General features: G+C 57.1%; 13 protein-coding genes and 3 tRNA genes. 9 read left to right on the forward strand and 7 right to left on the reverse strand.

Annotated elements, in window-relative coordinates; all coding sequences use genetic code 11:
- Positions 1-117 precede the first annotated feature (117 nt).
- The 4 genes from zwf (at position 118) to ACR0DS_RS05645 (ending at position 5660) form a co-directional block, all read left to right on the forward strand.
- The gene (zwf, locus tag ACR0DS_RS05630; RefSeq protein WP_480557956.1) at positions 118-1572 is read left to right on the forward strand and encodes a glucose-6-phosphate dehydrogenase; all 1455 of its coding nucleotides are present in this window, start codon (positions 118-120) and stop codon (positions 1570-1572) included.
- The gene (gene pgl / locus ACR0DS_RS05635) at positions 1569-2240 is read left to right on the forward strand and encodes a 6-phosphogluconolactonase (RefSeq protein ID WP_267365520.1); all 672 of its coding nucleotides are present in this window, start codon (positions 1569-1571) and stop codon (positions 2238-2240) included. Before zwf ends, pgl begins: the two co-directional genes overlap by 4 nt.
- 4 nt (positions 2241-2244) lie before the next feature.
- Positions 2245-3855, forward strand: coding sequence for a glucose-6-phosphate isomerase (pgi, locus tag ACR0DS_RS05640; protein WP_480557954.1), 1611 nt, complete (start codon positions 2245-2247; stop codon positions 3853-3855).
- 185 nt (positions 3856-4040) lie between these two features.
- Entirely contained in the window at positions 4041-5660 is a 1620-nt protein-coding gene (locus ACR0DS_RS05645; RefSeq protein WP_480557952.1) for a long-chain-fatty-acid--CoA ligase, read from the forward strand.
- 22 nt (positions 5661-5682) lie between these two features.
- Here the strand turns inward: ACR0DS_RS05645 and ACR0DS_RS05650 are convergent.
- From ACR0DS_RS05650 to ACR0DS_RS05660, 3 genes are all read right to left on the reverse strand, one after another.
- Positions 5683-5757, reverse strand: a tRNA-Asn gene (locus tag ACR0DS_RS05650).
- A gap of 128 nt (positions 5758-5885) precedes the next feature.
- Positions 5886-5960: transfer RNA gene (locus tag ACR0DS_RS05655), tRNA-Asn, on the reverse strand.
- A gap of 75 nt (positions 5961-6035) precedes the next feature.
- Positions 6036-6950: an MBL fold metallo-hydrolase gene (locus ACR0DS_RS05660; protein ID WP_480557950.1), complete on the reverse strand. Its 915-nt coding sequence runs from the start codon at positions 6948-6950 to the stop codon at positions 6036-6038.
- Positions 6951-6994: 44 nt separating this feature from the next.
- Between ACR0DS_RS05660 and ACR0DS_RS05665 the strand changes: the two genes are divergently transcribed.
- Entirely contained in the window at positions 6995-8314 is a 1320-nt protein-coding gene (locus ACR0DS_RS05665) for an ATP-binding protein (RefSeq protein ID WP_480557948.1), read from the forward strand.
- Positions 8315-8585: 271 nt separating this feature from the next.
- On the opposite strand, the gene ACR0DS_RS05670 is transcribed toward ACR0DS_RS05665, so the two are convergent.
- Positions 8586-8662: transfer RNA gene (locus ACR0DS_RS05670), tRNA-Ile, on the reverse strand.
- A gap of 107 nt (positions 8663-8769) precedes the next feature.
- Here ACR0DS_RS05670 and purM point away from each other — a divergent pair.
- From purM to rnd, 3 genes are all read left to right on the forward strand, one after another.
- A complete protein-coding gene (purM, locus tag ACR0DS_RS05675; RefSeq protein ID WP_480480752.1) occupies positions 8770-9816 on the forward strand; it encodes a phosphoribosylformylglycinamidine cyclo-ligase in 1047 nt (348 codons plus the stop codon).
- Positions 9813-10409 (forward strand): phosphoribosylglycinamide formyltransferase, encoded by a 597-nt coding sequence (gene purN / locus ACR0DS_RS05680; protein ID WP_480480754.1) that lies wholly within the window; start codon positions 9813-9815, stop codon positions 10407-10409. The genes purM and purN overlap by 4 nt, the downstream gene beginning before the upstream one ends.
- A 120-nt stretch (positions 10410-10529) precedes the next feature.
- Positions 10530-11687, forward strand: a complete 1158-nt coding sequence (gene rnd / locus ACR0DS_RS05685; RefSeq protein ID WP_480557946.1) for a ribonuclease D — start codon at positions 10530-10532, stop codon at positions 11685-11687.
- 6 nt (positions 11688-11693) lie between these two features.
- Here rnd and ACR0DS_RS05690 read toward each other — a convergent pair whose 3' ends face one another.
- The gene (locus ACR0DS_RS05690; RefSeq protein WP_480480758.1) at positions 11694-12224 is read right to left on the reverse strand and encodes a hypothetical protein; all 531 of its coding nucleotides are present in this window, start codon (positions 12222-12224) and stop codon (positions 11694-11696) included.
- Positions 12225-12362: 138 nt separating this feature from the next.
- Between ACR0DS_RS05690 and ACR0DS_RS05695 the strand changes: the two genes are divergently transcribed.
- Complete coding sequence (locus ACR0DS_RS05695; protein ID WP_267367543.1) at positions 12363-12773, forward strand: SufE family protein; 411 nt, start codon at positions 12363-12365, stop codon at positions 12771-12773.
- Between the two features lie 2 nt (positions 12774-12775).
- On the opposite strand, the gene ACR0DS_RS05700 is transcribed toward ACR0DS_RS05695, so the two are convergent.
- Entirely contained in the window at positions 12776-13435 is a 660-nt protein-coding gene (locus tag ACR0DS_RS05700; RefSeq protein ID WP_480480760.1) for a DUF1638 domain-containing protein, read from the reverse strand.
- A gap of 77 nt (positions 13436-13512) precedes the next feature.
- The gene (locus ACR0DS_RS05705; RefSeq protein WP_480480762.1) at positions 13513-14550 is read right to left on the reverse strand and encodes a Hint domain-containing protein; all 1038 of its coding nucleotides are present in this window, start codon (positions 14548-14550) and stop codon (positions 13513-13515) included.
- Positions 14551-14646 lie beyond the last annotated feature (96 nt).

The following is a 14646-nucleotide window of genomic DNA, read 5'->3' on the forward strand; positions in this document are numbered from 1 at the left end:
TCGCGGATTTGGTAAGTCTGGTGCAGGGGTTCTGACAGAGTTTTGATCAACAAGATTTATTGAGCTTTGGTTGCGCTAACATTGGACATGCCGGAAGGGTCAGGGTAAGGACAACTCATGGTTTCACGTGTCATCCCTGTTGATCCATTTGATCTGATCATTTTCGGCGGCACCGGTGATCTGGCGCAGCGTAAGATCCTGCCTGCGCTTTTCCGTCGGTATTGTGCGGGTCAGTGGCACGAGGATGCCCGGATTATCGCAGCGGCGCGCGCCGGTCATTCGGCGGACGCCTTTCGTAAGATGGTTGCTGAGTCGCTGCAACGGCACGCTTCGGAACGCGCCCGGGATTCGCAAGCCCTGACCCGGTTCCTGCAACGGGTCGACTATGTATCGCTGGATGCCTTGACGTCGGAAGGTTGGGATGTACTGGGCGAAAAGCTCTCGCCGGACCGGGTTCGCGCTTTCTATTTCTCAGTCGGTCCCAGCCTGTTCGGGCCATTGGCCGAGCGGGTTAGGGCGTATGATCTGGTGACAGAAGAAACCCGCATCGTGGTCGAAAAGCCGTTTGGACATGATTTGGCAAGCGCGCGGGACTTGAATGCCACGCTGGCCGCGCATTTTAATGAAAATCAGATTTACCGTATCGACCATTATCTGGGCAAAGAAACCGTCCAGAATCTGATGGCGGTCCGCTTTGGCAATATGCTGTTCGAACCGCTGTGGAACAGCCAGTATGTCGACCATATCCAGATAACGGTTGCGGAAACTGTCGGTATCGCGGGGCGCGAAGATTATTATGAGCGCGCGGGTGCGATGCGGGATATGGTGCAGAACCACCTGATGCAGCTGCTCTGCCTGATTGCGATGGAACCTCCGGCCAAGTTTGATCCTGACGCAGTTCGGGATGAAAAGCTCAAGGTGATCCGGGCACTTGATCCGGTTGAACCGCACCACATCGTGCGGGGGCAGTTTGCGGCCGGATCGGACGGTCCGGGATACCGGGACTGCGTTGGTAACCCGCGATCAACCACCGAAAGCTATGTGGCGTTGAAGGCCCACATCAGCAATTGGCGTTGGGCAGGTACACCGTTCTACTTGCGCACCGGTAAGCGTCTGGTGGCGCGCTCGTCGGTGATCAACGTGATGTTCAAGGACGCGCCACATTCGATATTCGGGGAAGAGGCGGGGCGCCATGCAAATACATTATCGATCCGGTTGCAGCCGAACGAGGGGATCACGCTGAAGGTGACGATCAAGGAACCGGGGCAGGGTGGGATGCGTCTGATCGACGTTCCCTTGGACATGAGCTTTGCCGAAGCCCTGGGCCCCGAAAATCAGGACCCGCCAGATGCGTATGAACGCCTGGTGATGGACGTGATCCGCGGAAATCAGACCCTGTTCATGCGTGGGGATGAGGTTGAGGCCGCGTGGGCCTGGACCGATCCGATAATCGCCGGATGGTTGGCGCGCGGGGATGTGCCAAAGCCTTATGACAGCGGCAGCACGGGGCCGGGCGACGCTGAACTGCTGATGAAACGTGACGGACGCCACTGGCAAGGGATAAAGCCATGAAAATTCAGGAATATGCTGATCGCGAAATGCTTGCCATCGACGTGGCCAACGTGCTGGCGGGCGACCTTGAGGCCGCATTGCTGCACCATGATACCGTTGCAATGGCTGTTCCGGGGGGAACAACTCCGGGCCCCGTTTTTGACAGCCTGTGTGCTGCCGATCTTGAGTGGGATCGCGTGCGTGTGTTGCCCACGGATGAACGCTGTGTGCCAGCGGACCATGAGCGCTCGAACGAGCGTTTGATCCGCGAAAGGTTGCTGACCAACCGGGCCTCTGTGGCGCAATATATTCCGCTTTATGTCCCTGGTTCAGAACCTGAAGCAGCGTTGCCCGAAATCGAGTCACTGATTGCGCCGGTATTGCCATTGTCGGTGCTGGTGCTGGGAATGGGCGAAGACATGCACACGGCCTCATTGTTTCCGGGAATGGAAGGGCTGGACGAAGCTTTGCGCAGTGATGCCCCTACGTTGATCGTTGCCCGGACTGAAGTGCAGCCAGAGGCACGAATTTCCCTGACCGCTCCGGTCCTGGACGGGGCGCTGTCGAAACATCTGATCATCTATGGTCAGGCAAAACGCGCCGTTCTTGAAAAAGCTATGTCGCTACCGCCGGAAGAGGCACCGATCGCCGCGGTTCTTGGTGGCATGACCGTACATTGGGCGGAGTAAGGCAATGCATCTGGATGCTTTGAAAACACTGGTTCAGACGACAAGTGACCGTCGTATCCCTGACCTGTTTGCGACAGATGCAAACCGGGCCGAAGGATTTTCAGCCTCAACCGGGGATATGGTTTTCGACTATTCAAAGACACAGATTGATGATGCGGTGCGATCCGCGCTCATTCAATTGTGTGAAGAGGCTGGTCTGGCGTCTCGGCGTGATGCGATGTTTGCGGGTGAGAAGATCAACGAGACCGAAGGCCGCGCGGTGTTGCACACGGCCTTGCGCAACCTTGATGGCGGGCCGGTTGAAGTGGACGGTCAGGATGTCATGCCCGAGGTTCTGGACACGCTGCAAAGGATGCGCGTGTTCGCTGAAGAGGTGCGTGGCGGCGCCATCGCTGGGGCAGGGGGCAGCTTTACCGATGTGGTCAATATCGGCATCGGCGGTTCAGACCTGGGCCCGGTCATGGCCACGTTGGCGCTGGCACCTTATCACGATGGGCCGCGGGTGCATTACGTCTCGAATGTGGATGGGGCGCATATTGCGGACACGTTGCGGCAGCTTGACCCGACGCGCACGCTGGTCATTGTCGCCTCAAAAACCTTTACCACAATCGAAACGATGACCAATGCGCGCACCGCCCGCGCGTGGATGTCAGAAGGCGGCGGCGATCCGTTGCGCCAGTTCGCCGCCGTTTCCAGCGCTCTGGACAAGACGAAGGCCTTCGGTATTCCCGAGGCGCATGTATTTGGTTTCGCCGATTGGGTCGGTGGGCGTTATTCGGTTTGGGGGCCGGTCGGCTTGCCGGTCATGATTGCTGTTGGTTCAAACGCATTTGACGCGTTTTTACGCGGCGGGCAGGCGATGGACCTGCATTTCCGCTCGGCTGACTGGGATGAAAACATGCCTGTGATGCTGGCATTGGTTGGCATCTGGCATCGTCAGGTTCTGGGGCATACCAGCCGTGCGGTGCTGCCTTATGACCAGCGGCTTTTGCGCCTGCCCGCATATTTCCAGCAGTTGGAAATGGAATCGAATGGCAAATCCGTGGCGATGGATGGCTCAACCCTCGCCATGCCTTCAGGTCCTGTCGTCTGGGGTGAGCCGGGCACCAATGGACAACACGCGTTTTATCAGCTGATCCATCAGGGTACTGATGTCATTCCCTGCGAATTCATGGTTGCGGCCGAGGGGCATGAACCCGAACTGACCCATCACCACCGTCTGCTTTTGGCCAATTGTCTGGCGCAGTCCGAGGCCCTGATGCGTGGCCGTTCGTTCGAAGAAGCGCGTCAGCGTATGGCGCAGCAGGGGTATCTGGGGGATGAACTGGATCGACAGGCCCGGCACCGGGTTTTCCCCGGCAATCGTCCCTCGACAACATTGATTTACCCCAAACTCACACCGTTTGTGTTGGGTCAGATTATTGCGCTTTACGAACACCGGGTGTTTGTCGAAGGCGTGTTGCTGGGCATCAACTCATTCGACCAATGGGGGGTTGAGCTGGGCAAGGAACTGGCCAACTCGCTTGGTCCCATCGTGGACGGTGAAGAAAGCGCCGAGGGCAAGGATGGGTCGACCGCAGCATTGGTCGCCTACGCGCTGAAACACCGGGATTAAGCGGTGGAAATGTAGTCCGCTATCGGTGTGGGCTGCATTCTTTTATTGTCAGACAATTAAATGATTGGCAGGGTTCCGTCTTAGGAAACGGCTGGACTGACGGTACGGGAGACACCCCTGCTTGTCAGTGCCAGACAGAACAGGCAGGGGCCAGGCAAGGCCCCGCCCATGACGGGAGGATGTCCATGCTGGGACAGATGATGACGCAGCCTTTGCTGATTTCGTCGCTGATTGATCACGCACAGCGTTACCACGGTCAGACCGAGATCATCTCGGTCGAAACGGATGGAACGGTGACCGAAACCAATTGGTCCGAGATAGCTGTGAACGCCCGGCGTTTGGCGTCGGCCCTGACGCAGCTGGGTCTGGAGCCGCAGGACAGGGTCGGGACGCTGGCCTGGAACAATCGTCGGCATCTGGAGATCTATTATGCCACCTCGGGTGCGGGATATGTCTGTCACACGGTCAATCCGAGGCTTTTTCCTGAACAACTGACTTACATTATCAACCATGCTCAGGATCGGGTGTTGTTCTTTGATGCAACCTTCGTCCCGCTGGTTGCTGCCTTGCACGGTGCGCTGACGGATGTTCGCCATTTTGTTCTGATGGGCCCCCGCAACGATGACGCTGCAGCAAAGATACCCGACCTGAAATTTTATGATGAGCTGATCGAAACCGGTGACGCGGCCTTTGATTGGCCTGAACTGGATGAAAACACCGCGTCAGGGCTGTGTTACACGTCGGGTACAACCGGCCATCCCAAGGGGGTTCTTTATTCCCACAGATCGACGGTCCTGCACAGTTTCGCGTCGAATACGCGCGACGTGATCGGCTTTTCGGCGATGGATGTCGTGATGCCCGTCGTTCCTATGTTCCACGTTAATGCATGGGGCTCGCCTTATGCCTGCGCCATGTCCGGATCGCGACTGGTTTTACCCGGCCCGGATTTGCATGGCGAGGCGCTGGTCAATCTGATCGACACCTATGGCGTGACGCTGGCCATGGGGGTGCCTACAATCTGGCAGGGACTGTTGGCGCATGCAGCCAAATGCGGGACGAGTTTGAAAAGCCTCGAACGGACCGTGATTGGAGGTGCCGCTTGCCCACCTTCGATGATGGAGACTTTCCGGAATAAATATGACGTCGATACGGTACATGCGTGGGGAATGAGCGAGATGAGCCCGCTTGGTACGGCCAACTACCCATTGGCCAAACATCTGGTGCTGCCGCTTGAAGAACAACACCTTATCCGTCTGAGTCAGGGTCGGCCACCGTTTGGGGTTGAACTGAAAATCGTGGATGATGACGGCAAAGATCTGCCACATGACGGTGAAACGCAGGGCGATCTGATGGTGCGGGGGCATTGGGTACTGGACAGCTATTTCCTGATGCAGGATCAGGAGCTGTTGCAAGACGGTTGGTTCGCCACAGGCGATGTCGCAACGCTGGACACCGATGGTTACATGACCATTCGTGACCGATCCAAGGACATCATCAAGTCCGGAGGGGAGTGGATCAGCTCGGTCGAACTTGAAAACATCGCTGTTGCGCATCCGAAACTGGCAACTGCCGCCGTGGTCGGTGTTCCGCATCCGAAATGGGACGAACGCCCCTTGCTAGTTGCAGTAAGGGCTGATGGCGAGAATCCAAGCGAAAAGGAACTTCTGGCCTTTTTCGAAGGGAAAATTGCCAAATGGCAGATTCCGGACAAGGTTGTTTTTGTTGACGCGCTGCCGCTGAACGCAACCGGAAAGGTGCTGAAACGCAACCTGCGTGCAGATTTCAAGGATGCCCTTGCGGGGTGAGATGTGATCTAGCGGGGTAAATTGGCTCCGGCGGTAGGGATCGAACCTACGACCAATTGATTAACAGTCAACTGCTCTACCGCTGAGCTACGCCGGAACGGTCCGCGCCGTATAGCAACCGGAGTATCCGGCGTCCAGAGGGCGGATATTATTTTTTCAACGAAAAAGCCCCAGAATACCGATGTGGTTTCTGACCCTGACAAAAGGTTGAATATTGGGAAGTTTTGGCTCCGGCGGTAGGGATCGAACCTACGACCAATTGATTAACAGTCAACTGCTCTACCGCTGAGCTACGCCGGAACTGAGGGGCGTATAGCAATCCGGATTCCCGGCGTCCAGAGGTTAAGCACGCGAACTTAAATTTTTTTTCGGGCGTCAAGGATCTCTGCGAAAAATTGCGGTGGCAGATAGTTCGCCGTGTGGTGACACCTGTTTTTTTCCAGTCAGATCAACGAGGTGGGCAAAAACGTTCCGCTCCGCGGCTGGCAGCAGGGTTGCGGGTGTGTCGGTGTAGATACGCTTGGCCAATTGCCGCGCCGTTCCGTCTGCATCCTCCAAGGCAGTCAGAATCTGAGCTTCGCGGTTTTGCCTGTGTCGGATCAGCCAGTCCAATCGCGCGGCAGGGTCTGAAATTGGCGCACCGTGGCCCGCGTGAAAAACCGACCAGTCGCGCGCGCGCAGGCGGTGGCAGGCTGTCATGAAATCGGTCAGGTCTCCGTCCGGTGGTGACACCAGCGAACTGGCCCATCCCATCACATGGTCGGCGGTGAAACAGGTATCCTGCCATGCCAGGGCAATGTGGTTTCCCAGATGCCCCGGAGTGTGAATAACCTCAAGCTGCCAGTCATCGCCAAAGATGACCTCACCATCCGCAACCTCGATATCCGGACGAAACGCGGTGTCGATGCCTTCGCCACCTCCGGCCAATCCACGCGCTGCAAGGGTCGCCATAACAGCGCTGCGACCGGATTCGGGACCACCAAACGCATAGATCGCAGCTCCCGTTCGCGCGGCAAGGGGTGCTGCCAAGGGTGAGTGATCCAGATGTGTGTGCGTGACGACTATGTGGCTGATTCTCTGGCCAGGTCGCAGTTCATTCAGGATCGCGTTCAAATGCTCTTCGCTTGCGGGGCCGGGATCAATGACGGCAATGTCACGATCGCCCAGCAGATAGGTGTTGGTGCCGCGATAGGTCATCGGAGACGGGTTGGGGGCCAGAATGCGCCGAAGACCCGGTTGCAATTCTGTCGCAACACCCGAAGGCGGATTGAATTCGTCAGGTGCCTGCATTCTGTGCTCTTCCTCTTGTACGGGCAGCCCGCTAGGTTTAGCGCATGTCCACGCACTGGCTCAAACCCTATATGCCACGCAGCCTTTACGCCCGGGCAGCATTGATTCTGGTTCTTCCTGTGATCGTGCTGCTTCTGGTCGTTGGAGTTGCTTTTCTTCAAAAGCATCTGGAAGATGTCACTGACCAGATGACTCGCGCAGCCTCAAGGGAAGTGATGCTGATCACCACCATGATGGATGGGGCCGAGACGCAGCACCAGGCATTGGCCGAAGTGCGCCCGGATCTTCTGGCGCTGGAAATGCAGGCCAGATTTCTGCCCGCCAACGAAACTCCCAAAATTGACCGTCCACGGTGGTACGACTTCATAGCACCGCAGGTCGAGGCCGAACTTCGTGCAAGGTTGCCAGAGCTGAGTGCTGTAGCGTTGCCAAGCAGCCGCGAAGCGCGTCTGTACCTGGATACACATCTGGGGGTGCTGGAACTGACCTTTGACCGGCGCAGATTGTCGCCAGCGGCGCCGCATCAGTTGATCGTGACGATGCTGTTTTTCGCGATCATAATGACCTCGATTTCATTTCTGTACATGCGAAACCAGTTGCGCCCCATCACACGGCTGGCCAATGCGGCGCAGGCGTTTGGACGAGGGCGGAGCGTACCATACTCGCCGGGCGGTGCCATCGAAGTACGCGCGGCGGGGAATGCGTTTTTGGATATGCGGTCACGGATCGAACGTCAGATCGAACAACGGACGCTGATGTTGTCCGGCGTCAGTCATGACCTGCGCACGCCTCTGACGCGCCTGAAACTTGGACTGGCAATGTTACCCGAGGATGAGGCACGACCTTTGCTACAGGACGTTGCGGAAATGCAGTCCTTGGTTGATGCATTCCTCGAGTTCTCACGCGGGGCGTCCGAAGGATCGCCCGAGGAAATCAATCCGGCTGAGTTTGTTCGACAGATTGTAGATGACGCGACACGAGCCGGGCATCAAGCCGAACTGGTCGCTGTCGAGGGGCAGGGAACGGCAATGCTGCGCCCCATGGCTGTTCGTCGGGCCGTTGAAAACCTCATCGGCAATGCCGTGCGCTACGGCAGCCGGGCCGAGGTCAGCCTGTCACTGAACACCAAGTCATTGCGCATCCGTGTTGAAGATGATGGCCCTGGAATTCCCGCAGAGCAGCGCACAGAGGCGGTCAAACCCTTTACGCGGCTCGACCCAGCGCGCAATCAGAATCAGGGTAGTGGCGTGGGTTTGGGGTTGGCGATCGTGGCGGACGTTGCGCGCGCCCATGGTGGCACTCTGCGACTGGCCAAAAGTGAACGCTTGGGTGGTTTGTGCGCCGATATCATAATCGGCCGGTAAACTGACACCTTCAACGGTTCAAAGCCGCGCCAACATGACGATATTCTGAGCCGAGGGGCTTCAATTCTCGCGAAAAGATTTCAGAGTTATTCCGCAGGACCTGTCATCCCACGGCGATTAAATCGAAACTGGAAATCTGCGAACTGAACCAATGCCTTTGAATTCGAACCGCATATGGACTGGTTGCACAGGTCAGGATGAATGCTTATTTTCAAAAACGCAAACAAAAACAGTGGGATGTGCGGGGTGTTCAAGGCACGTGGCGGTGATTTGGTAGGCCCGGAGGGACTCGAACCCCCAACCAAAGCGTTATGAGCGCTCTGCTCTAACCAATTGAGCTACAGGCCCGCCTAGGCGCATTGCGTATCACGGTGAACAGCCGCGTCAAGCCTGACCGTTGCAACAAACGCCACAATCGAATAACCCGCCCGCAAAGCATTCAAAAGGAACTGGCCATGACAGCGGGCAAGAACGGAATCACCTATGCCGATGCAGGCGTGGATATTGACGCGGGCAATGCTCTGGTTGACCGGATCAAGCCCGCAGCAAAGCGAACCAACCGCCCCGGCGTGATGAGCGGTCTGGGCGGTTTCGGCGCACTGTTCGATCTGAAGGCTGCCGGGTATCAGGATCCCATTCTGGTTGGTGCCACGGACGGGGTTGGTACAAAACTGCGAATTGCGATCGATACCGGCGTCGTGGACGGGGTTGGCATCGATCTGGTGGCCATGTGTGTCAATGACCTGATCTGTCAGGGGGCCGAGCCCCTGTTTTTTCTCGACTATTTCGCGACAGGCAAGCTGGACACGGATACAGCCGCACGGATCATTGAAGGAATTGCCGAAGGGTGTGCACAATCCGGCTGCGCTCTGATTGGTGGCGAAACTGCCGAGATGCCAGGCATGTACCCTGATGGCGATTTCGATCTGGCCGGCTTTTCGGTCGGGGCAATGGAACGCGGCGCTGACCTGCCTTCCGGAGTGCAGGCGGGGGACGTGCTGCTTGGTCTGGCCTCGAACGGAGTGCATTCCAACGGGTATTCACTGGTACGTAAACTCGTCGAACTGTCTGGTCTGGGCTGGGATGCACCGTGCCCCTTTGGTGAAGGTTCGCTGGGCGAGGCGCTGCTTACGCCAACGCGCCTTTATGTCAAACCGGCCCTGTCCGCGATCCGCGAAGGTGGAGTTCATGCACTGGCCCATATCACCGGTGGCGGTCTGACCGAGAACCTGCCGCGCGTACTGCCGGAAGGGTTGGGGGCCCAGATTGATCTGGACAGCTGGCAATTGCCGTCTGTTTTCAGCTGGATGGCGCAGATTGGCGGTATCGCGGAAGCTGAGATGCTCAAGACCTTCAACTGTGGCATCGGTCTGATCATGGTGTGCGATCCAGATAAGGCCGATCAGCTTTCGACCTTGCTGGCCGAGGCTGGCGAGACGGTGTCGCGGATCGGTACGGTCACCGAAACGCCCGGAGTTGCCTATTCGGGCAAACTGCTGTGAACCACAAGCGCGTCGCGATCCTGATTTCTGGGGGCGGGTCCAACATGGTGTCGCTTGTCGACAGCATGACCGGTGATCATCCGGCGCGGCCCTGTTTGGTCCTGTCCAACGATGCGCAGGCGGGGGGGCTGAAAAAAGCTGCGGACCGTGGCATTCCGACCGCAGTGGTCGATCACCGGCCATTCAAGGGCAATCGCGCAGCCTTTGAGGCTGAGTTGCTAAAGCCTTTGGAAGACGCGCGGCCGGATATTGTCTGTCTGGCCGGGTTCATGCGGGTCCTGACCGCGGATTTCGTAACGCGCTTTCAGGGGCGAATGCTGAACATCCACCCCTCATTGCTGCCCAAATACAAGGGGTTACATACCCACGCCCGCGCAATTGAAGCGGGCGATACGGAGCATGGCTGCTCGGTCCATGAGGTGACGGCGGCTCTGGATGATGGCCCAATTCTGGGTCAGGCACGGGTGGATATCGAACCAGCGGATACCCCGGAAACTCTGGCTTCAAAAGTTCTGATCCGGGAACATGAACTTTATCCAGCGGTGCTGCGCCGCATTGCCGAAGGCAACAGGTCACCCGTTCTCATGCAGTGAGGTTCCGAGGGTGATTTACACTCGCCTGAAAATCGTCCTATGGTCGTCGGTATCGCTTGGGGGCGAGGGAAATTACGGGCACTCACAAGAGCAAGAGCAAGAGCAAAACTAGTACGGCGCATGAAAACTCTGACGACGACGCAAGAACTGGCTGATTTCTGCAAGGCGGCCGCAAGCTATCCATACATCACAGTCGATACCGAGTTTCTGCGCGAGCGGACCTATTATTCGAAACTGTGCCTCGTGCAACTGGCGCTTCCCTCTGATGATGAAGACAGCGCGGTTCTGGTTGATCCGCTGGTTGATGGCCTGTCTCTCGAACCGCTGTATGAGCTTTTCCGAAACGAGAACGTGGTCAAGGTGTTTCACGCCGCGCGTCAGGATCTTGAGATATTCTGGGTCGAGGCCGGTGTTTTTCCCAACCCGTTGTTCGACACACAGGTCGCCGCAATGGTCTGCGGGTTTGGCGAGCAAGTCGGCTATGAGACGCTGGTGCGGAAAATCTGCAAGCAGGGCGTCGACAAGACGTCGCGGTTCACCGATTGGTCCCGTCGTCCCTTGACGGAGGCGCAGAAAACATATGCATTGGCGGATGTGACGCATCTTCGCAAGATCTACGAATATCTTGCTGCGGAACTCAAAAAGACGATGCGCAGCCACTGGGTGGCTGAAGAGCTGCGTACGCTGACGCAGCCTGCCACGTATGACATTCGCCCCGAAGAGGCGTGGAAGCGGGTCAAAACGCGAACGAATTCGGCCAAGTTCCTGGCTGTTGTGCGCGAGCTGGCGCAGTTCCGCGAAAGGTATGCGCAGGAAAATAACGTACCGCGCAACCGGGTCTTCAAGGATGACGCCTTGATCGAACTGGCGTCGACCAAGCCCAAGACAATCGCCGATCTCGGTGGATCGCGCCTTTTGTTGCGCGAGGCACGCAAAGGTCCGATTGCCGAAGGTATTCTTGCTGCGGTGACGAAGGGCACAAATTGTCCGCAGGAAAACCTGCCGAAGATCGACAATTCCCGTGACAACCTGAAGGTCAACCCGGCTTTGGCCGACTTGCTTCGGGTTCTGTTGAAATCCAAAACCGAAAGTTCGGGCGTTGCGGCCAAGCTGATCGCAACAAGTTCCGAGTTGGACCAGATTGCCGCGGGCGAGCGAGAATTGCCCGCGATGTCAGGTTGGCGTTACGAAGTCTTTGGTGAAGACGCGCTGAAACTGTGCGAGGGGAAAATCGCGCTGGCGGCCAAAGGGCAGGCGGTCAAGGTCGTCTCACTTTAACGGCGATTACCGCCGCCGCGATTCCAAGGTGTTCTGTTGCCCGACGACACGGATCAGGCGAATGCCTTCAAGATCCTGAGTCGAAACATTTATGGCATCCGACACCATTCTTGTTCGTTCAGATCCTTGCGGGGTCTCTGAGTTGGGGTAGTTCACGCGGAATACAAATTCCAGAATTCCCTTTTCTTTGTTTTCTTCTGAATTAACCGAAACCAAGCGTGCGTTATAGGCACCCTGCCGAAGCGCGGTGCCAGAGGAATAAATGATCGCGCCTGACGGTATTGGCTCGATCCGCAGCTCATCGATTTTGGCGATTGGAACACTGGTGTCTTCGGCATCTGGGCGCGAAAACAGGCCGCTTCCCTCTCTTGCCTTGGGAACCAACGCATCGGCGGCATTTGGGTCCGGCGGTGTTTCAGACTTCACAGACTTGCTGGAGCCAAACCAGTTTGACGGATTCACCCGCGAGTCGCGCCAGCTGCCGCAGGCAGTCAGGGTCAGCATGGCGATGATAAGAACGAACAGAGACTTTTGCATAGACCCACTGCTTTTCACACGAATTCAGACAATGGGTTAGCGTATATTCTTCGCGTTGAAAAGCCACAGCTGGGGCTGGACAGCAGGTGGTCGTCGGCATAGGTCACATTGTGATTTCAACGAAAGGATCACTGCGCCATGGCCACGCCTGCCTTTGAAGACATTGTCGAGGATTTCGAGTTTCTCGAAGACTGGGAAGACCGGTATCGCCATGTCATCGAACAGGGCAAGGCGATGGAGCCTTTGGATGACGCGTTGAAGGTTCCGGCGACAAAGGTTCACGGCTGCGCCAGTCAGGTCTGGCTGCACCCGATGATCGAAGCAGGTGTGTTCAAGTTTGATGGTGACAGTGACGCGCTGATCGTTCGCGGGCTGATCGCCGTGCTTCGGTCCCTATACAACGGTCTGCCGGTGTCCGAGGTGCCGCAGGTCGATGCGGCAGCGGAACTGGCCCGATTGGGCTTGAACGATCATCTGTCAGCGCAGCGGTCCAATGGTCTGCGGGCCATGATTGAACGCATCCGCCAGGTCGCACAGGAAAACGCCTGAGGTCACTCAGGGCGGTTTGCCCAGTCTGACAAAGTGGTTTCCAGATCGCCGTAGCCGGTGAAACGCCGTTCGAACGCCAATCCCATGCGGTCCGCGCATTCCCGTGCGCGTTCGGTCAGTTTCGGATCGTCGATCTGGGCCTGATAAATCAGTTTGGTGTAATTGCCGAAATACATGTCCCGCAGTTCCGGGTGGCGATCCAGACCCAGTGGTTTCCAGACAAATGCGTCGAACTGGCGGGCCAGAAAATCAGTCAGGTAGAAGGCAGTTGTTTCGTCCTCGCCGCGTTCCTGAAAGGCCTGATTGCCTTCGAAGAACGAATAGCAATGAGGGCCTTTTACCATCTCGACGCCCAGTTTTTCACAAGCGGATTGCAGCAGACCTCCGGTTCCGCAATCGGCGTAAACCACATAGATTTTTTCGAACCTGTCGCGGTGTTTGGCCACGCTGTCTTCAACTGCTTGGGTGATCCGTTCCGGATGAACATGCAGGATTGCAGGCAGGCAGGTCAGCGCCATGTGATCCCAGCCGTTGCGCGTTTTGATATCCAGAATTTCGCGCGCAAGCGCCCCGCAGGCGATCAGCAGGATGCTTGCGTTTTCCACGCCGTCATAGCCTTTGGTCGTCAGGCTTGCATCATCTGGTAACGTATCGCTTGGCATGGATCGGCATCCTTATGGGCTCATAGCACAAGAGAATGAAAACAGCTTGCAGGCAAGCCTTCTTCCGACATCTCGTGTCAGGCTGCCGACGTTCGTGTTTCGAATGCCGATAACAGAGGCCGAGCGGGCGGGCCGTAGGCGACAGTACCTTGCTTTGATATCTCGGGGAACAAGGACAGGATCTCTTGTCGGGCTGACTGTTCAAGGGCGTTCCAGCTTTGGGCACCGGGATGAAAGCTCTCGCTCAGGCAGCCTTCCGACCAGAGCAGCTCATGCTGATCAAACAGAATGTGAATGTAGGTTACGACCCCGCCGGGTTTGAGGATGATGTCATGTCCGTTGATCAGGTGTTTGGCGGGGGCCAGTGCTTCGTTTTGGCCGGTATGCAGTTCCAGGCGCCAGCTCTGGATCAGCATCCTGTGTTGCTGCGACACCAGCAGATCGCGGGTGTTCCCAAGCGCGCCTGCCTTGAACAGGACCGGCGCGAACACGCCAACCGCCTGAACCCGCCGCTGCCCGACCCAGCGCACCGTTTGAAACCCGTGATCAAGGGTTTCCACCCAGTCGCCGGGGCGCAGCGTTTCCACTGGGCGTTCCCCTTTGCGGGTTCTGATCAGCGTGCCAGAGGTAAAGCAGGGGACCAGGTCCCAGTCTTCACGGCTGGACACCATGCCTGAATATCGATTGCCAGCAAGGCTGTTGAAGGTGATCGAATGTATAGGCCCCGCTTCCAGAGCGGCTTGATCTGCATTGGCCGAGAACTCAGGCACCAAATATGTGTTGCCATCCACATCCTGCGCGACAACGGCAGTAATGTTTGCACTTGTGCCGTCAAAATAAGTGACGGTGGCGTGGTACACTGATGTGCCATCAAAGGTTTGCGGCGCGCCGCCGTCGATCGAAAACCGATCATTGGCAGATATGTTGTTCATGTCATAGGCAGAGCCGGAGTTTCCAACCACGTTCCACGTCACGCTGTTATGCGCCAACGGCGCGTCCGCGTGACCGAAGGTTTGCCCAACCAGGGCAGAGGCGTTTTCGGCGACATTGTTGCCCTCGGCGATATCGATATCGGCAAGTTTGCCCAACGAAATGGCTGTGAAAGACTGCGGCACGGAACCCCCGAAACTTGGACGTTTCGGTTTTTTAACCGCACTTTCGTTTACAAACGGATAAACGATACACCTCATGAAGGGGCGGAGCGCTAAAAC

The organism is Ruegeria sp. AF5, from assembly GCF_056541905.1.